This is a genomic window from Corynebacterium aurimucosum ATCC 700975 (assembly GCF_000022905.1).
In the GTDB taxonomy this organism is placed as follows: domain Bacteria; phylum Actinomycetota; class Actinomycetes; order Mycobacteriales; family Mycobacteriaceae; genus Corynebacterium; species Corynebacterium aurimucosum_F.
On the sequence record NC_012590.1, the window covers coordinates 2,541,300 to 2,560,144 of the forward strand.

The window sequence follows — 18,845 nt, forward strand, 5'->3', positions numbered from 1 at the left end:
AGATGGGTTACACGTCTACCTGGACTGTGTGGCGGACCATGTTAAGGACACCTATTTTTCGCTGATCCGGCCAGGCCACCGCCTGGCCGTTCCCCACGCAAGAAGGGTGGTCGCATATGAATGCTTACTTCATTAAACAGCGTCGTTCTTCCGACCGGCCGCCAGTTGTGCACGCCAACGTTAAATAGGTCCTCTTTTCACACAGACTGAACAGGTTAATCAGCACCGCACAGAGCTTGAGCGAGTGCTGGACTCGATAGTTTGTACTCTTTCCGCCAGGCTGCACCAGTGCGCCTTAAAACCCATAAAGGTTGTAACCCATGACTAACGATGCTCACACCCCCGTGCCCGAATCCACCGACATTGACGCCGCGCTGATCGACGCCGCCGCGGCCCAGGCTCACTCCTGGCTCGCCTCCACCGCCGATGAACAGGACCCGGCCACAGAACAGCTCGCTGACTTATTGCGCAACCCGGACGGGGTGGCCTTCACCATGGACTTCGTGGATCGCGTCATGCGCCCCGAAGATGACAAGGTAGCCGCCCACGCGCTGAAGTCCGTCACCACCACCTATGACGCCTCCTTTCTCGGCCTCATTAACGGATCGCTGGTGGGCCTGGGTGGTTTCTTCGGTCCCATCCTGCCCAACCTGGTCATGCCGCTGGCCCGCATGCGCATGCGCCAGATGGTGGGCCACCTGGTCCTCGATGCCGAGAGCGATGCCCTGAACAAGACCTTGGACAAGGCCGCCGAGTCCGGCGAGCAGCTCAACCTCAACCTCCTCGGCGAGGCCGTGCTGGGCGACGACGAAGCGCGCTCCCGCGCCGAGCGCACCCTCAAGCTCATCAAGAACCCGCGCGTGACCTACGTGTCCGTCAAGGCCTCCTCCATGGTGGCCCAGCTCAACCCGTGGGATATCGAGGGTTCCCTGGTCCGCCTCAAGGAGCGCCTGCGCCCGCTCTATGAGGCCGCCGCGCGCCGCCCGGATAAGGTCTTCATCAACCTGGACATGGAGGAATACCACGACCTCCACCTCACGGTGCGCCTGTTCACCGAGCTACTCAGCGAGCCGGAGTTCACCAACCTCGAGGCTGGCATCGTGCTGCAGGCTTACCTGCCGGATACCTTCGACGCCTTGGCGCACCTGGCAGAATTCGCCAAGCAGCGCGTGGCCGAGGGCGGATCCCACATCAAGATTCGCATCGTCAAGGGCGCGAACCTCTCCATGGAGCACGTCCAGGGCGAGATCCACGGCTGGCCGGCAGCACCCTATGCCACCAAGGATGAGGTGGACGCCAACTACTACCGCCTGCTCGATTACATCCTGCGCCCCGAGTTCGCCGACTGCGTGCGCATCGGCGTGGCCACCCACAACCTCTACACCGCAGCCTTTGCCTACAAGCTGGGCACCAAGCGTGGCGTTATGCGCATGATGGATTCCGAGATGCTCCAGGGCATGTCCCCGGCCCAGCAGACCGCGGTCCGCGAGGCCTTCGAGGGCCGCCAGATCCTCTACACCCCGGTGGTGCACATGGAGGACTTCGATGTCGCCGTCTCCTACCTGGTGCGCCGTTTGGAGGAGAACTCTGCGCCGCAGAACTTCCTCTACGCCCTCTTCGCACCGGAGGAGCAGGCACTGAAGGACCAGGAGCAGGTCTTCCGCGAGGCCGTCGAGCAGCGCTGGGATACCTTCGCCGGCCCGCGCCGCACCCAAAACCGCCTGGAGGAGGCCGAGCAGGCAGCCGGCCGCCAGGCACCGCGCACTGGGCGCTTCGCCAACGAGCCGGACACCGACCCAGCTCTGGAAGCCAACCGCGAGTGGGCATTGAAGGCCCTGGCCACCGACCCCGGTGAGCACGGGGTGGAGGAAGTGACGGAGACCGTGGTCGTCGACAAGCACGTGGCCCGCGCCGCCGAGCTCGGCGCTGAGTGGGGCGCGCGCCCTGCCGAGGACCGCGCCCGCGCCCTCGAGGCCGTAGCCGATGAGCTGGCCAACCGCCGCGGCGAGTTCATCTCCGTGGCCGCCTACGAGGCCAACAAGACTGTCACGCAGACCGACCCGGAAATCTCCGAGGCCATCGACTTCTGCACCTACTACGCACAGTCCGCGCGCCTGCTGGAGAGCTACGCCGCCGAGTTCACGCCCCACCGCGTGACCGTGGTGACCCCGCCGTGGAACTTCCCGGTGGCCATCCCCACCGGCGGCATCGCGGCAGCACTCGCCGCGGGTTCGGCCATCATCATCAAGCCCGCGCCGCAGGTCGTGCACTGTGCGAAGCTCGTCGTGGAAGCCTTCCGCGCCGGCCTGGAGGCTCAGGGCCTCGACCCGGATCTGGTCCAGCTCGTCTTCACCGACGAGGGTGACGCCGGCCGCGCGCTCATCTCCCACGCCGATGTCGACGCCGTCATCCTCACCGGTGCTTCCGATACCGGCAAGCTCTTCCGTTCCTGGAAGCCGGAGCTCAACATCATGGCGGAGACCTCCGGCAAGAACGCGCTCATCATCACCCCGTCCGCGGACCCGGATCTGGCCATCCAGGACCTCTATCTCTCCGCCTTCGGCCACTCCGGCCAGAAGTGCTCGGCGTCCTCCCTGGTCATCTTCGTGGGTGCGGCCGGCGAATCGCAGCGCCTGCGCTCCCAGCTTGTCGACGCCGTCAAGACCCTCATCACCGGCCCCGGCTACGAAATCACCACGACGATGAATGGCCTGGCCGAAGCCCCGGGTGAGAAGCTGCTGCGCGGCCTAACCCAGCTGGAGCCGGGTGAAAAATGGCTGGTGAAGCCGGAGAAGCTCAACGAGGAAGGCACGCTGTGGTCGCCGGGTATCCGCGATAACGTGCGCCCTGGTTCCTGGTTCCACGTCAACGAGTGCTTCGGCCCGGTGCTTGGCATCATGCACGCGGAGACCCTGGAGGAGGCCATCGAGTGGCAGAACTCCACCGGTTATGGTCTGACCGGCGGCATCCACACACTGGATAACGATGAGATCGATTACTGGCTCGAGCGCGTCGAGGTGGGCAATGCCTATGTCAACCGCGGCATTACCGGCGCGATTGTGCAGCGCCAGTCCTTCGGCGGCTGGAAGCAGTCCGTCATGGGCCCGGGCGCGAAGGCCGGCGGCCCGAACTACGTGGCTCAGTTCGGCACCTGGTCTGAGGGACCGCTGCGCCCCTTCGACGTGGATATCTCCCAGCCGGTAGCGGCCCAGCTGCGCGCCTTCGGAGAGCTGGGATTCTCGGAGGAGGATACCGCGTGGCTGTGGCGCGCAGCAGAACTCGACGAGCTGGCGTGGCAGCAGGAGTTCGGCCGCCAGCACGACCGCGCAGGCCTGGTCTGCGAGGCCAACGTCTTCCGCTACCGCCCGGTACTCACCCCGCTGCAGGTGCGCATTGCCTCGGATGCCGCGCTTCGCGACGTCTCCCGCCTCGCCCTCGCCGCCACCCGCACCGGCTCCCCAGTGCGCTTCAGCGCCGCCCCGGAGAAGGCCGCGGAGCTGCGTGGACTGGGTTTTAAGGTCGACAGCGTGTCGGCGGATGCCTTCGCCCGCGAGGTCGCCGGTCTGGAGTCTGGCCGCGTGCGCGCCGTTGGTTCTGTCGAGCCAGGCATCTTTGAGGCGGCCGTGGAATCCAACTCCGTGGTCTTGAATCAGCCGGTGCTGGCTGATGGCCGCCGCGAGCTGCTGCCCTTCCTCCTCGAGCAGGCAGTCTCGGTGACGATGCACCGCTTCGGCATCATCCGCCAGGTAAGCAGCATCCGCGCATAGTTCGTTTCTGCGGCTCATGTGCAAAGATATAGCGCATGAGTACTACGCACGACGAAGATAAGCCGCAGGCGGCCTCCTCCTCGGATGAGGAAGCCGCCCTCCCGGTGTCGAAGACCGATGACAAGTCCCGCGTCCTCGGGCGCGATGCCATTTCTCTGGCCAAGGTGTGCCTGGTCTTCATCATCGTGGTGGCGGGCGTCGGCTTGGCCGGCTACCTGCTGAAGTTCATCTGGGTAGGCCTGCTGCCGGTCATCCTGGCCATCCTGGTCTGCACGGTGCTCTTCCCCGTGACCAACTGGTTGCGCGCGCACAAATTCCCCCGTGCACTGGCCTCCATCACCACGCTGCTGGGCTTCTTGGCCATCATCGGCGGCGTGTTCGCGGCGATGGCCCCGGTGGTGTCCTCTCAGGGTGCTTCCTTGGTCAGCCAAGCTGAGGGCGGCTTGAACAAGCTCGTCGATATGGCCAAGGACCTGCCCTTCGAAATTGATGCGGCAAAGGTCCAGGAAGTCCTCGATGATGCCATGACGTTCATCAAGGGCCAAGCTTCCAACATCGCCACCGGGGTGATTTCCGGCGTATCGATGGCCAGCTCCATCGCCATGGAGCTCGCCATCATGCTCTTCGTAGCCTTCTTCATCTTGAAGGACGGCGATAAATTCCTGCCGTGGCTGCGCACCTATACCGGCTACTCCGCAGGTTGGCACGCCACCGAGCTGCTGACTCGCGTATGGAATACGTTGTCCGGCTTCATTCAGGCACAAGCAGCCGTCGCGGCTGTCGACGGCCTCCTCATCGGCCTCGGCCTCTGGGCCCTCCAAGTTCCGCTGGCGCTGGTCATCGGCGTGGTGACCTTCTTCGCCAGCTTCATTCCGGTCATTGGCGCGGTCACTGCGGGTGCTTTGGCCGTCATCATCGCGCTGGTCTCCGATGGGCTGACGAAGGCCTTGCTCGCCTTGGCGCTCATCATCATCGTGCAGCAGGTAGAAGGCAACGTCCTCCAGCCGATGTTGCAGTCCAAGGCCATGGGCCTGCACGCCGCCATGGTGCTGCTCTCCGTCACGGTCGGCTCCGCCCTGGCGGGCATCATCGGCGCCTTCCTGGCCGTCCCGGTGGCTGCCACCATTGCCGTGGTCTTCCGCTACCACCAGGAGATGGCCAGCCTGCGCGCCGGCGAGATTGATACCGAGGACATCAAGATAGCCACATCAGAGGGCCACGAGGACGTCAAGGAACTCTACGAGAAGCTGGAGGCCAGCGGCGCCCGCTAGCCACGGGCCGCAGCCCAGCTTTCATGGCCCTAGCCTTCCTCGGCCGCGCAACTGCCCGATCTGACAAAACCATTGGCCCCGCCTGCGGTGGCGGGGGAGAAGTTTGTCAGATCGGGCAGTTTCCGTATGCAGGCCCTAGTCTGCGGACACCGTGCCGAATGCGGCGGCCAGTTCCTCCGCCGCGCGGTCGAGCACCGAGGCCCACGAGCCATAGGACTCCTCATTAGCGGTGTCCGAAACTTGCTTGAGCAGCGTGCACGGCACGCCGAATTTTTGACACACCGCGGCGATGGCGTAGCCCTCCATATCGCACAGCGCAGAATCCTGGGCAAGGCGCGTGCGGGTCGGGGTATCCGAGATAAAGGCGTCACCCGTGGCAAGCGTGGCGGTCGGCAGCTTTCCGGAGGTCTCTAGCTCGATGACCTCGGGAAGAAGATAGCGGGAGACATCGCTGAGCACCTCGAGGTGAAAGTCGTGCTTGCGTACGTGGGAGATCTCGAAGACGCCTGAGAGATCGTCGCGAAGCGCGCCTGCAGTACCGATGTTGATGACCCGATCCGGCAGCACCTCTGCCGACGCAAGCGCATTAGTGAGTTCAATGGCGGCGGGAACCGTACCAATACCGGTGATAAGCAGCGGCACGCCTTCAGGAACGTGCGTGGCTTCAGCATCCACGGCGGCGACGAACAGTGTACGATCAGACAGATTCTCCATGTCTGCGAGACTACCCGCTGGCCCGAGGAATACTCTCCGTAACTCTGGCCGGGGTCTCTGCGGCCTTTGTAGGGTTCGGAACCACACCGAAACCTCAGAAAGGAGAACACCATGTTCACACCACGAGTTTTCGCCGGCGCGGCACTGCTGTGCATGCCGCTTATCGCCTGCACCACCCCTGAAGAGGCCCAGGCCAGCCCCGTAGTCTGCGAGGCAGGCAATGTCCAAGCAGCTTTCGATAAGAACGTTGCCCAGGTTCCCCAATGGCATGGCCACGAGTGGGCGCTGGTTGATTCCTCCCACTTCGATCCGTGCGCAGCCTTGAGCTGGCAGACCATCTCCATCGAGGGAGCCACGGCCTCCTCGCCGCACCACATCATGCTCTTCCACTATGGCGAGTACCTTGGCACCGCCACCGCTGAGCCTTATGGTTTCTTCCCCGATGTCGAGCAGGTCAACGGCAACGAGATTTCCGTGACCTATCACTGGCCGCAAGAAGGCGACGCCAATGCCGCGCCGACGGGCACGTCAAAGGCCAACTTCCGCTGGGACGAAGCACAAAACAAAGTCATCATGAGCGGCGACGTTCCGCCTAGCTAAGATAAAGCCAACAGCGCGCCTCACGGTGAGGCGCACATTCTATGGAAGGAACACCCATGCTCAGGTCTGCCTCTGCCCTCGCGGGCGCAGCACTCATGTGCCTCCCGCTCGCCGCCTGTTCCCAGGTCGAGCAGGGCGAGGCGGACACCCCGATGTTCAGCGCGGTCCGCAACAGCCCGACCAGCGTTGCTGCCGAAAGCCCCACGGAAGAGGCCGCAAGCCCGGAGCCAACGAGCAACCAGTCACCTGCCTCGAAGACCGAAGAACCAGAGTCCTGCGAGGACATTGACGCTGAAGAGGCCTATCAATCAGGCATTGGCACCATCGCACCGTGGAATGGCTTCGGTTGGGGTCGGCCTTCCTCCTCAGAGTTCGACCCCTGCGCGGATTTGAGCTGGCTAATCATTGCCATCGAGGGCGCCACGGCCTCCTCCCCGCACCACATCATGCTCTTCCACAAGGGTGAATACCTCGGCACCGCAACTGCCGAGCCTTATGGCTTCTTCCCCACCATCGAGCGCGTGAATGACGCCGAGATCGCCGTGACCTACCACTGGGCCCGCGAGGGCGAAACCACCGCCGGGCGCACCGGCGAGACACATGCCGGCTTCCGCTGGGATGAAGGCCAGCAGAAGGTGATCATGAACGGCGATGTCCCGCCCGTATAAAACCCTTTCTCACGGGGACAAGACGGCTAAAGTGTGACACGGCTTCCTGTGGAAGCTGTATCTGCCGCCCCGTCTTGAAGGAGTTCCCTGCGTGACTAATAACAACCCCTGGGCCCCGCCAAGCAACGAGGGACCGGAACGTCCTGCACGCTCGGGGAGCATCCTTATCATCGCCCTTATCGTGCTCCTTGCGGTCATTGCTGGTGTCACGTGGTTTCTGATGTCACGCTCTTCTTCCGAACCCACGGAGCACGAGGCCCGCTTTACACAGGTAGCCCCGACAAGTGCTGAGTCCGGCTCAACAAACAGTAAAACCCTTACTACAAGCGTTGAGACGAGCACTACGAAACCTGTGACGTCTAAGAACACATCTCAGGACAGGTGCGGCGCGGCAGCCGAAGAAATCAGGAACGATATTCCCCGCCCGATGACACTGTTGTGCAACGACGAATGGCTCTACCTCGCCACAGAAAACAGCTCCTCCTTTTATCTCTTCACCTGGGGCGGCGCGGAGTGGACTCCCTATAAGAACGACGGTGTCGATGACACCACGTCAGTTAAGTGCTGGGATGCTGACCGCCTCAAAGCCGACAACGCCCCGACACAAATCACCGGCGACATCCCTCTCTGCGCAGACAGCACTGAGAACATAGAAGCTCAGGAAACCTGCGATGGCCGCTACATCCTCATCGTGGACTCCCTCCTCGTCCCCTATGGCGAGTCACCGCAATCCGAAATCGACCGCGTTAAGTCCCACTACGCCGAGGTCAACATCATGCCGGGAACCGCGTGCAGCTCGCTGCGTTCGGAACACGAAGGAAAGCAAGTTTATGCGGCGTATTACGACGCCGGCCACAGCGTGGATGAGGTCTGTAAACTCAAGGCGCGGTACGGTGGCAACGCTCGTTCGCTCAACAACGATGCAGATTTCAGCGACCCCTGTTAGAGCAACTTCTCACTTTGGAAAGGACTTTTCGCCTCGTGGCACACTACAACCTCTATAGCTCCCTCAACCTGGACCCTTCCGCTGATTCCGCGACATTGGCCTCGGAGATCGAACGCCGCCTTTCCACGACGGACCAGTCCAACGCCGCGCTTTACGACGAGCTCTCCACCGCCCACAGCATCTTCTCCCGCCGAGACCGCCGCGAGCAGTATGACCGCGCTATCGCGGATCCCTTCGGCCCCGAGGTGGACGTCGCCCGCATCCGTGAGATCGCCACTTCCGGCTCAGGTGTGCAGCTCATGCCGCAGCCTTCGAGCGCCCAGGCTTCAGGCTCCTCCAACTTCAACATTGACTTCTCCTTCCCCGTGGAGCCCTCCCGTCAGCGTGCCCAGTCGATTCAGTGGTGCATCGTGTGGGGCCTGCTGGCCTTCATGTGGATTATCTCCACGATTCGCGGCCTCGGAGCCCTCGCGGAGGTTGGGAACGCCAGCGGAGTCGAGCTCCTCTACGGCGCTGATGACTACGTCGACGAGGCCAGCTCCGCCGGCGCCTTCTTCTTCATGGTCGCCGGCGGCACCCCGGTCTACCTGATGATTTCGGAATTCATCTGGTCCCTGCGCAAGACCCTGGGCCGCAAGCAGGTCGAGAAGAACGCTTAAAACGCCGAAACCCGCGGCCATAAAGCCGCGGGTCAACGGGGGTATTAACGCAGGCGCTGGCCTACAAAGCCGGCGGCAAGGGTGTTGCCGCTGGACTGATCAATGAGCAAGAAATTGCCCACCGCGCCGCGAGCGGCGTAGTCCTCCACGGGAAGCTCCGCCTGCGTTTGGACGGTGATGAACGCAATGTCATTGAGCGCCGCGGATTCCGGTGCCTCAACATCCGCCACGCCATCGAGGTCGAGGATGCGCTCCACCGACGCCACGCGGGCCTTGACCAATGCTGTGCCATAACGCAGCTTCACCATCTGTCCCGCGCGCAGCTCCTTGTCTGTGAGGACCACGGCGGTGGCGGCGAATTCGCGCACCTCCTCCGGGCGCTGCGAACCGGCAATGAGATCACCGCGGGCCAAGTCGATGTCATCGGCCAGCCTAAGTACCACGGAATCCCCGGCGCGCGCCGCCTCATCCGAGCCAAGCGGGCCGTCGGTGGTATCAATCGCGGTGACCGCCGAAGTGTGCCCGCCCGGCAGGGTCACCTCATCACCCACCGCCACGTGCCCGGCCTTCACGCGCCCGGCATAGCCGCGGTAGTCAGAGGCGTGCTCGCGGATGACGTACTGGATGGGGAAACGCAAGTCCAGGTCGTCGGCGCGGCCGGTGACCACGGGGACGGTCTCTAGCGTTTCGAGGACCGTCGGCCCCTCGTACCAGTCCATGGTGGTGGAGCGTTCCACCACGTTATCGCCCTTGAGCGCGGAGATCGGGATGGCTACCGAATCCGTAATGCTCAAGCGCGCGGCAACCTCGTTGAACTCGGACTCGATATCGCGGAAGACCTGCTCGTCGTAGTCCACCAGGTCGATCTTGTTCACGCCCAGAATCACGTGGCGCACGCCCAAGAGCGCGGCGACGTTGAGGTGGCGGCGGGTTTGCTCGACGACGCCATTGCGGGCGTCGACAAGCAGCACCACCACCTGGGACGTGGACATGCCGGTGACCGTGTTGCGCGTGTACTGCACGTGGCCCGGGGTATCGGCGAGGATGAAGGTGCGCTTATCGGTGGCGAAGTAGCGGTAGGCCACATCGATGGTGATGCCCTGCTCGCGTTCGGCGCGGAGTCCGTCGACAAGCAGTGAGAGGTCCATGCCATCGAAGCCCCGGTCGGCAGAAGAACGCTCCATGGACTCCACCTGGTCCGCCAGCACGGACTTGGTGTCGTAGAGCAGACGGCCCACAAAAGTGGACTTGCCGTCATCGACGGAACCGGCGGTGCACAGGCGCAGGGTATCGCGCTGTTTCAGCGCGCCAACATTCGGTGCGAGGGTAGTCGTCATCAGAAGTAGCCTTCCTTCTTGCGGTCCTCCATGGCGGACTCGGACAATTTGTCATCGGCGCGGGTGGCACCGCGCTCGGACAGGGTGGAAATGGAGATTTCCGCGAGCACCTCATCGGGCGAGGCAGCGGTGGATTCCACGGCACCGGTGCAGGACATATCCCCCACGGTGCGGTATCGCACGGTACGGGTCTCCAGCGGCTCATCCTCGCGCGGGCCGCCCCACTCGCCCGGGGTCAGCCACATGCCGTTGCGGTTGAACACCTCGCGCTGGTGGGAGTAGTAGATGGAGGGAAGCTGCAGGTTGCGCGCGCCGATGTACTCCCAAATATCGGACTCCGTCCAGTTGGAGATGGGGAAGACGCGGACGTTTTCGCCGGCCATCTTGCCGCCGTTGTAGAGGTCCCACAGCTCAGGGCGCTGGCGGCGCGGGTCCCAGCCTCCGAAGGAATCGCGGATGGAGAAGATACGTTCCTTGGCGCGGGCGCGTTCCTCGTCGCGGCGCGCGCCACCCAAGACGGCGTCATAACCGCGCTCGGCGATTGTCTCCACCAGCGGCACGGACTGCAGCGGGTTGCGGGTGCCATCGGGGCGCTCCTGGAGGTCGCCGCGGTCGATCCAATCCTGGACGTGGGCGACGTGCAGGCGCGCGCCGGTCTCGGCGACGAGCTGATCGCGGAAGTCGATGACCTCCGGGAAATTGTGGCCGGTATCGACGTGGATGAGCTCGAAGGGCACGGTGGCCGGTGCAAAGGCGCGGCGGGCGAGCTCGAAGACTACGACGGAGTCCTTGCCGCCGGAAAAGAGCAGGCCTACCTTGTCGAATTGCCCGGCGACTTCGCGCAGGATGTGGAGGGATTCGTTCTCTAAGTCTTTAAGGTGTGGTGAAAGTGTCATTATTCGTGCAACCCGCATTCTGTCTTGCCGTCAGCGAAAACGCGCCCGGAGCGCGCATCCTCGCCCTCGCCTACCGGGAAGGTCAACGGCGCGCAGCCGATGGAGCGGTAACCCTGAAGGGTGAGGGGGTGGATGATGAGGTCGTGTTCCTTGATATAAGCGTCGGTGTCATCGAGGTCCCAAGTAATAATCGGGGAAATCTTCAGCCGGCCCGTGCGGTCCAAGCTCAGCGCCGGGGCACTCGCGCGGTGCTCGGAATCGGCGCGGCGCAGGCCGGTGACCCACCCGACGTACGGGTCCATGGCCATGTTGAGCGGCTCCACCTTGCGCATGCGGTTATAGGCCGCAACGTCGCGCGCATAGAGGCGCGGGCCATAAATCTTGTCCTGTTCCTCTGGGCTCAGCAGCGGGAGCACGGTCACCAGCGGTAGATCTGCATAGCGCTTGGCGACGTCCCCCGCCACCTCCAACGTCTCCGGAAAGTGCCAGCCGGTATCGATAAAGAGCAGGTCGGCGTCTAAGTGGGCGCGGTGCGCGAGCTCGGCCAGCACGGTGTTTTCCATGGACATCGTGACGGCGAGGCGGCCGGGCGCGTGCTCGGCGGCCCATTCGGTGATGGTCTCGGCGGAGGCGTCATAAAGCTTATCGGCCCACTCCTCGACGAGTTCCTGGTTGCGCTGGGCCACGGCAGGCTCGAGCGGCGCGGTGTCGCGGGTGCCTTCGGGGCTAATGCTGGGATCGCGGTAGTCGCCACGGTCCAGCAGGTTAATCGGTTCGGTCATGACACCTCACATTAAAGGGAGCCGAGCTTGTGTGCAGCCCCACAGTAGGGCGCGGGGGCTGTGAGCTTGGGTGCTAGGAAGAATAAAAATTAGCCAGAATGAACCGAGCGGACTAGATTTACAGACTAGACAGTCTATTTCTACCGAACTGAAGGGGTTCTCATGCAGCGTGTCGCAATTGTCGGGGACAGCCCCGCCGCGCTCTCCACCGCCGAACGGCTCATCAGGGCCGGGCTGTGCGTGGACCTCTACTGCGAGCGCCCCGCGCCCTTCGGTTTGCTGCGCCGCTTCGCCGGGCTCTCCGGCGCGGAATCCGCCCCTGCTCCGTGCCCGCAGGGGACAACGCCGCGCCTGCGGCTCATCGGCAACGTGCGCGTGGGCTATGGCCCAGACGCGGATATCAACCACTCGGACCTCAACCAGCTCTCCGCCTCCGGCGACCGCCACCTCGTGTTGCTGGAGCTCATGGCCCGCGGCGTGGCCATCACCACGTGGGAGGGCCTGTGCCAGCCCACCGACGACGTCGAGGACTGGGCCGCCGTGACGGCACAGGCGCAGCGCGCGCCGGTCTGCTTCTAGCGCGCGCGAGCGCGCGGGCGCGCGAGCTAAACGCTCGCGCAGCCATAAGGAAGCCTGCTGCCAGTCCTCGCACCACCGCACTCGCTAGACGCGCGAGCTAGACGCTCGCGCGGGGAAACGGATAAACTTGCGCGGTCAATTCCCTTCAGCGGCACGACGCAGAAACGGCGCGGCCGCCAACACGCACGAAACGCTGGCACATGGAACTCGTTCGCATCCTTTTATCCCGCTCGAAGCCGTATACCGGCTACGTCATCGCGGTGCTGCTCCTCCAGGCGCTATCCACCGCGGCAACGCTTTACCTTCCTTCGCTCAACGCGCAGATCATCGACAAGGGTGTTGCCCAAGTAGACATCGACTGCATCTGGCGCACCGGCGGCATCATGCTCATCGTGGCCTTCGTACAGGTTCTCGCCGCCATCGCCGCCATCTGGTTCGGCTCCCGCACCGCCATGGGCCTCGGCCGCGACCTGCGCTCCGAAGTCTTCCGCCGCGTCACCCGCTACTCCGCCGAAGACATGAGCAACTTCGGCACCGCCACCCTCATCACCCGCGGCACCAACGACGTCCAGCAGGTCCAGATGGTCTACATGATGATGCTCAACTTCATGGTTGCCGCACCGATTATGTCCATCGGCGGCATCATCATGGCCATCCGCGAAGACGCCGGAATGTCCTGGCTCGTCGCGGTTTCCGTCATCGTGCTGCTGGCCGCCATCTCCGCCATCATCGTCCGCCTCATGCCGCTCTTCCGCGCCTGGCAGGGCAAGCTCGACGTCATGAACGGCACCCTGCGCGAGCAAATCGCCGGCATCCGCGTCGTCCGCGCCTTCACCCGCGAGGAACACGAGTCCGAACGCTTCCGCACCGCCAACCGCGACCTGACCAACCTCTCCCTCAAGGTAGGCCAGCTGTTCATCCTCATGTTCCCCATCATCACCGTCATCCTCAATGTGGCCACGGGCGCGGTTCTGTGGTTCGGCGGTCACCGTGTGGATGAGGGCCTCGTGGAAGTCGGCTCCCTGACCGCCTTCCTGCAGTACCTGCTGCAGATCCTCGCGGCCGTCATGATGGGCACCTTCATGGCGATGATGCTGCCCCGCGCCATCATTTGCGCGCGCCGCATCACTGACGTCCTCGAGCACGATCCCTCCATCGTCGAGCCCGCTAACCCGCTCACCCCGGAGCGCTCCGAGGGCGTGGTCGAGTTCGACAACGTCTCCTTCCAATACGCCGGTGCGGAAGCGCCCGTGCTTCACGACGTCTCCTTCACCGCCACCCCCGGCACCACCACCGCGCTTATCGGCGCGACCGGTTCCGGTAAAACCACCGCGCTCTCCCTCATCCCGCGCCTTTACCTTCCGACGAAGGGACGCGTGCTTCTCGACGGCACCGATATCGCCGATATGGCACGAGGGGACGTCGTCAAGCGTGTGGGCCTCGTGCCCCAGAAGCCCTACCTGTTCAGCGGCACCGTGGCCTCCAACCTGCGCCTGGGCGCACCGGAGGCTACCGACGAGAAGCTGTGGAACGCGCTGCGCGTGGCCCAAGCGGACTTTGTTGAGGACCTCGACATGCACATCTCCCAGGGCGGCACCAACGTCTCCGGTGGGCAGCGCCAGCGCTTGTCCATCGCGCGCATGCTTGTGGCGCGGCCTCTGGTGTACCTCTTTGATGATTCCTTCTCCGCGCTGGACGTGCTCACGGATGCTGCGGTGCGCTCCGGAATGCGCGAGTACACCGCCGAAGCCACAACCATCATCGTGGCCCAACGCGTGAGCTCGATTGTGGATGCAGATCAGATTCTGGTCATGGACGCCGGGCGCGTCGTCGCCCGCGGCAGGCACGAGGAACTGCTCGAGTCCTCCGAGACGTACCGCGAAATTGTGGAATCCCAGAAGACCTCGGAGGTGGCATAAATGACTGAGCAGGACAACGCTACGTTGAGTGAAGACACCACTGCCGAGATCGAGGAGAAGACCGGCGAGAACGCCCCGCGCAAAGCCAAGAACTTCTGGCCCTCCGCCAAGCGCCTCTTTGGTCTCCTCGCGCCGTTCAAGGCGCAGCTCTGGGCAATTGCGGCGATGAATATCATCTGCGTGTTCCTCGCCGTGGCCGCGCCGAAGGTCATGGGTATGGCCACCGACGTTATTTTCTCCGGCGTCATCTCCCGCCAGCTGCCCGCCGGCATGACCAAGGAACAGGCCATCGCGGCTCTGCGCGCGGGCGGGCAGGATAAGTTCGCCGATATGGCCTCAGCCATGGACTTGAACCCCGGCTTCGGCATTGATTTTTCCAAGCTGGGCACGATTATTGGCATCGTGATTGCGATGTACGTGGTGTCCTCACTCTTCCAGTGGTGGCAGGGATTCTTGCTCAACTCGCTGGTGATGAAGGTAGTCTTCGACCTACGCGAGAGCATCGAGGCCAAGCTCAACCGTTTGCCACTCAATTACTTCGATACGCAGTCGCGCGGCGATCTCCTTTCGCGCACCACCAACGACGCCGACAACATCCAGTCCGCCCTGCAGCAGGCCATTTCGCAGCTGTTTTATAACCTGCTCATGGTCATCGGCATCACGGTCATGATGTTCACCGTGTCCTGGCAGCTGGCCCTCGTCGCGCTGTTGGCGCTGCCGTTGACCGCGGTGGTCATCGCGGTGATTGGCTCGCGCGCGCAGAAGCAGTTCAAGGCGCAGTGGAAGGCCACCGGTGACCTCAACGGGCAGGTCGAGGAAGCCTTCTCCGGCCACGACCTGGCGACCGTCTTTGGGCGCATCGAGTCCATGACGGAGGATTTTGATAAGCGCAACGAGGAGCTGTTCCGCTCCGCCTCGCTGGCGCAGTTCCTGGCCGGAATGATGATGCCAATCATGCAGTTCATCTCCTACCTGTCCTACGTGGTCATCGCGGTACTCGGTGCGCTCAAGGTGGCGTCCGGCAACCTCACGCTGGGCGGCGCGCAGGCCTTCATCCAGTACTCGCGCGAATTCAACCAGCCGCTGGGCCAGCTCGGCGGAATGATGCAGCAGGTGCAGTCGGGCGTGGCCTCAGCCGAGCGCGTTTTCGAATTCCTCGACGCCGAAGAAGAGCCGGCCGAAGAGCCCACCTCCCGTTTGGGTGGGCGCGCGAAAGGGCTCGTGGAATTCACGGACGTCGACTTCTCTTATGACCCCGACAAGCCGCTCATCCAGGACCTCAGCCTACGCGTGGAGCCGGGCCAGACCGCAGCCATCGTCGGCCCCACGGGCGCTGGCAAGACTACGCTGGTCAACCTCATCATGCGCTTCTACGACATCGATTCCGGCACCATCCGCCTCGACGGCGTCGATACCGCGGAGATCTCGCGCCACGAGCTGCGCTCCCAGGTGGGCATGGTGTTGCAGGATGCCGTGGTCTTTGAGGGCACCATCATGGACAACATCCGCTACGGCCGCCTCGACGCCACCGACGAGGAAGTCATCGCCGCCGCGAAGGCCACCTACGTGGACCGCTTCGTCCACTCCCTCCCCGATGGCTATGACACCAAGATTGACCAGGATGGCGGCGCGATTTCTGCCGGCGAGCGCCAGCTCATCACCATCGCGCGCGCTTTCCTGGCGCAACCGGCGCTGCTCATCCTCGACGAGGCCACCTCGTCCGTGGATACCCGCACCGAGGTGCTCGTTCAGCAGGCCATGAATGCGCTGCGCGCGGACCGCACGTCCTTCATCATCGCGCACCGGCTGTCCACGATTCGCGACGCCGACCTCATCATCGTCATGGAAGAAGGCCGCATCGTCGAACAAGGCACTCACGCTGAGCTTCTCGACGCCCACGGCGCCTACTGGGGCCTCCACCAGTCCCAGTTCCGCGAAGACTAAGGCGCTGCTGGCTCCTTTCCTCAAGTCTCTAGCTGAATGCTGACTCACTGATTTCGGGGCTAAGGATTTAAGGTAAGAGGCACACACAGCAGCAATTAAAGGAGCGCGCATGTTCGGCTGGGTTGCCATCGCCGCATCGGTCCCGGTGTGGCTGTATTTTTTCTACCGCCTCACGGCGCTGTTTCGGTTCATCCGCTCCGGCGGCCCCACGCAGCTAAACCGTACCGACCGCCCCCTGGCGCGCCTCGGGCGCGTGCTTATCGAAGTCTTCGGCCACACCCACTTCAAGGGCCGGCCACTAGTCAACGCCGCACACTGGCTCGTCATGGTGGGCTTCCTCTTCGGCGCCATCGTGTGGTTCGAGGCCTATATCCAAACCTTCGCGCCCGATAAAGGCTGGCCGTGGCTCAGCGACTGGCCGGTCTACCACTTCATCGAAGAGGTCCTCGCGATCGGCACCGTGCTGGGCATCTGCTTCCTCATTGGCGTGCGCCTGAAACTCGGCCACACCGAGCGCGGCAGCCGCTTCTACAATTCGCAGGTCTTCCCCGCACGCCTGGTGGAGGCCATCGTTCTCCTCGAGGGCCTAGGCATGCTCGCCGTCAAGGCCTCCGCCATCGCCACGTATGGCGGCGGCTCCCCGTGGGCTGATTTCTTGACCATGCGTGTGGCGGGGGTTATGCAGGCGTCGCCAAGCATGGTGCAGTTCTTTGCCCTGGTGAAGCTGCTGACGGGCCTGGTGTTCATCGCGTGCATCGCGCGCTATTTCCAGTGGGGCGTGATGTGGCACCGTTTCATGGCCTTCTTCAATATCTTCTTCCAGCGCAACGCGGACGGTGAGAAGGCGCTGGGGGCTGTACCCACGCCGGACCTGGAGGACCTCGAGCCGGGGAGCTGGAAGATGCTTCTCGACGCCTCCTCCTGCACCGAATGCGGCCGCTGCCAGGACCTGTGCCCCGCGTGGAACACCGAGAAGCCGCTGAGCCCGAAGAAGCTCATGATGGACCTGCGCCAAGGCGCGCTGGATAATTACAACCCGCACGAGGGGCTCAACGTACTGGCGATGGCGGGCACGATTGATGATGACGTCCTGTGGGCCTGCACCAACTGCGGTGCGTGCGTGGACCAGTGCCCGGTGGACATCGAGCACATCGACCACGTGGCGGACCTGCGCCGGTTTAAGGTGCTGGCGGAGTCCGACTTCCCGTCGGAGCTGACCGGGCTGTTTAAGAACATGGAGACAAAGGGCAACCCGTGGGGTCGCAACGCCTCGGAGCGCCGCGCGTGGATCGATGAGGCGCGTGCCGATGGCATCGAGGTGCCGATTATTGGTGAGGACGCGGAAGACTTTTCGGACCTGGAGTATCTGTTCTGGGTCGGTTGCGCGGGTACTTACGACGACAAGGGCCGCGCCACGACGCGCGCCGTGGTGGACATGCTGCACACGGCGGGCGTGAAGTTCGGTGTGTTGGCTACGGGCGAAACCTGTACCGGTGACCCGGCGCGCCGTGCCGGAAATGAGTTCCTGTTCCAGGTGATGGCGGAGCAGAACGTCGCCACGCTTAACGACGCCTTCGCCGGCGTCCCCAAAGGCCAGCGCAAAATCATCACGACGTGTCCGCACTGCTTCAACACGATTCGCAACGAGTACCCGGATTTCGACGGCCACTTCGACGTGCTGCACCACACGCAGCTGCTTAACCGTTTGGTGCGGGAGAAGCTGCTGGTCCCGGTGCCGCGCTCCCCGGAGGACCGCAAGCCGGTGACCTACCACGACCCGTGCTTCCTGGGCCGCCACAACAAGGTCTTCGACCCGCCGCGTGAGCTCGTGGAGGCGACCGGTGCGTCGCTGGCGGAGATGGACCACAACCGCGACGAGGCCTTCTGCTGCGGCGCCGGTGGCGCGCGCATGTTCATAGAAGAAAAGCTGGGCAAGCGCATCAACGAGTTCCGCTCGGAGCAGGCCGTGGCAACGGGCGCGGAACAGATCGCGACGGGCTGCCCGTTCTGCAACGTCATGCTCACGGGCGGCGTGAAGTCCATCGCGCCGGAAACTCAGGTCAGCGATGTGGCGCTCATGCTGCGCAGCGCCATCGCCCCCTCCGGCGACCTCCCCGCCCCGCGCGAGAAGGCCTTCCTCGACACGCCTCGCCGCCTGCCCGTGGAAGATTCCGACGTGCCTTCCCCGGAAGCGACCGCTGCGCAATCTGCCCCGACAAGCTCCCCACAGGCCCCCACCGCTGCGCCGTCCGCACCAAGCGCTGCCTCTGCGCCGCAGGCACCTGCAGCGCCGACGCCTCCGGCTGCCCCCAGCGCTCCTGCAGCACCCACTGCGCCCCAAGCTCCGTCCGCGCCAACCGTGCCTACTGCTCCAGCAGTTCCTTCCACCCCTAGTGCACCGGCGGCCCCCAGCACACCTCAGGTACCCGCAGCCCCCACCGCTCCCGCAGCTCCGACTGCGCCAAGCGCGCCGCAAGCACCCGCAGCGCCTAGTGCCCCGGCTGCTCCTTCGACACCGAAACCTCTAACTGCACCCAGCGCACCCGCGGCACCAAAGGCTCCAGCCGCACCCAGCGCACCCGCGGCACCAAAGGCTCCAGCCGCACCCAGCGCACCCGCGGCACCAAAGGCTCCAGCCGCACCCAGCGCACCTCAGGCACCATCTGTGCCAGACGCGCCAGCGGCACCCAGTGCCCCGGCGGCGCCGAAGGCTCCGGGGGCGTCGGCAAGCAAGGGCGACTAGTGCGACGTCGGCCACACCAC

At 64.0% G+C, this 18,845-nt stretch carries 14 protein-coding genes; 10 read left to right on the forward strand and 4 right to left on the reverse strand.

The window, feature by feature from the left end:
- Nucleotides 1-320 precede the first annotated feature (320 nt).
- Both CAURI_RS12160 and CAURI_RS12165 read left to right on the forward strand, forming a co-directional pair.
- Nucleotides 321-3,767, forward strand: coding sequence for a bifunctional proline dehydrogenase/L-glutamate gamma-semialdehyde dehydrogenase (locus CAURI_RS12160; RefSeq protein WP_012715335.1), 3,447 nt, complete (start codon nt 321-323; stop codon nt 3,765-3,767).
- Between the two features lie 35 nt (nt 3,768-3,802).
- Complete coding sequence (locus tag CAURI_RS12165) at nt 3,803-5,038, forward strand: AI-2E family transporter (RefSeq protein ID WP_010188654.1); 1,236 nt, start codon at nt 3,803-3,805, stop codon at nt 5,036-5,038.
- A gap of 135 nt (nt 5,039-5,173) precedes the next feature.
- Here the strand turns inward: CAURI_RS12165 and CAURI_RS12170 are convergent, their stop codons facing one another.
- A complete protein-coding gene (locus CAURI_RS12170; protein ID WP_010188652.1) occupies nt 5,174-5,752 on the reverse strand; it encodes a nucleosidase in 579 nt (192 codons plus the stop codon).
- 111 nt (nt 5,753-5,863) lie between these two features.
- Between CAURI_RS12170 and CAURI_RS12175 the strand changes: the two genes are divergently transcribed.
- The 4 genes from CAURI_RS12175 to CAURI_RS12190 all read left to right on the forward strand — a co-directional run bounded on the left by CAURI_RS12175 (nt 5,864) and on the right by CAURI_RS12190 (nt 8,625).
- The gene (locus CAURI_RS12175) at nt 5,864-6,352 is read left to right on the forward strand and encodes an LppP/LprE family lipoprotein (protein WP_010188650.1); all 489 of its coding nucleotides are present in this window, start codon (nt 5,864-5,866) and stop codon (nt 6,350-6,352) included.
- Between the two features lie 56 nt (nt 6,353-6,408).
- Nucleotides 6,409-7,020, forward strand: coding sequence for an LppP/LprE family lipoprotein (locus tag CAURI_RS12180; protein ID WP_010188649.1), 612 nt, complete (start codon nt 6,409-6,411; stop codon nt 7,018-7,020).
- Between the two features lie 91 nt (nt 7,021-7,111).
- Entirely contained in the window at nt 7,112-7,966 is an 855-nt protein-coding gene (locus tag CAURI_RS13870) for a hypothetical protein (RefSeq protein WP_012715336.1), read from the forward strand.
- Nucleotides 7,967-8,001: 35 nt separating this feature from the next.
- Entirely contained in the window at nt 8,002-8,625 is a 624-nt protein-coding gene (locus tag CAURI_RS12190) for a hypothetical protein (protein WP_010188645.1), read from the forward strand.
- A gap of 44 nt (nt 8,626-8,669) precedes the next feature.
- Here the strand turns inward: CAURI_RS12190 and CAURI_RS12195 are convergent, their stop codons facing one another.
- The 3 genes from CAURI_RS12195 to CAURI_RS12205 are packed head-to-tail and all read right to left on the reverse strand — an operon-like array spanning nt 8,670 to nt 11,640.
- A complete protein-coding gene (locus CAURI_RS12195) occupies nt 8,670-9,962 on the reverse strand; it encodes a sulfate adenylyltransferase subunit 1 (RefSeq protein ID WP_010188643.1) in 1,293 nt (430 codons plus the stop codon).
- Nucleotides 9,962-10,858 (reverse strand): sulfate adenylyltransferase subunit CysD, encoded by an 897-nt coding sequence (cysD, locus tag CAURI_RS12200; protein WP_010188641.1) that lies wholly within the window; start codon nt 10,856-10,858, stop codon nt 9,962-9,964. Before cysD ends, CAURI_RS12195 begins: the two co-directional genes overlap by 1 nt.
- Nucleotides 10,858-11,640 (reverse strand): phosphoadenylyl-sulfate reductase, encoded by a 783-nt coding sequence (locus tag CAURI_RS12205; RefSeq protein ID WP_010188639.1) that lies wholly within the window; start codon nt 11,638-11,640, stop codon nt 10,858-10,860. Before CAURI_RS12205 ends, cysD begins: the two co-directional genes overlap by 1 nt.
- A gap of 162 nt (nt 11,641-11,802) precedes the next feature.
- Between CAURI_RS12205 and CAURI_RS12210 the strand changes: the two genes are divergently transcribed.
- The 4 genes from CAURI_RS12210 (at nt 11,803) to CAURI_RS12225 (ending at nt 18,825) form a co-directional block, all read left to right on the forward strand.
- Entirely contained in the window at nt 11,803-12,219 is a 417-nt protein-coding gene (locus CAURI_RS12210) for a hypothetical protein (protein WP_010188637.1), read from the forward strand.
- 200 nt (nt 12,220-12,419) lie between these two features.
- Entirely contained in the window at nt 12,420-14,138 is a 1,719-nt protein-coding gene (locus CAURI_RS12215) for an ABC transporter ATP-binding protein (protein WP_010188635.1), read from the forward strand.
- Nucleotides 14,139-16,082, forward strand: a complete 1,944-nt coding sequence (locus CAURI_RS12220) for an ABC transporter ATP-binding protein (RefSeq protein ID WP_010188633.1) — start codon at nt 14,139-14,141, stop codon at nt 16,080-16,082. It abuts the gene before it with no gap.
- 109 nt (nt 16,083-16,191) lie between these two features.
- On the forward strand, nt 16,192-18,825 hold the full coding sequence (locus CAURI_RS12225) for a (Fe-S)-binding protein (RefSeq protein WP_010188632.1): 2,634 nt from the start codon (nt 16,192-16,194) through the stop codon (nt 18,823-18,825).
- Nucleotides 18,826-18,845: the final 20 nt, after the last annotated feature.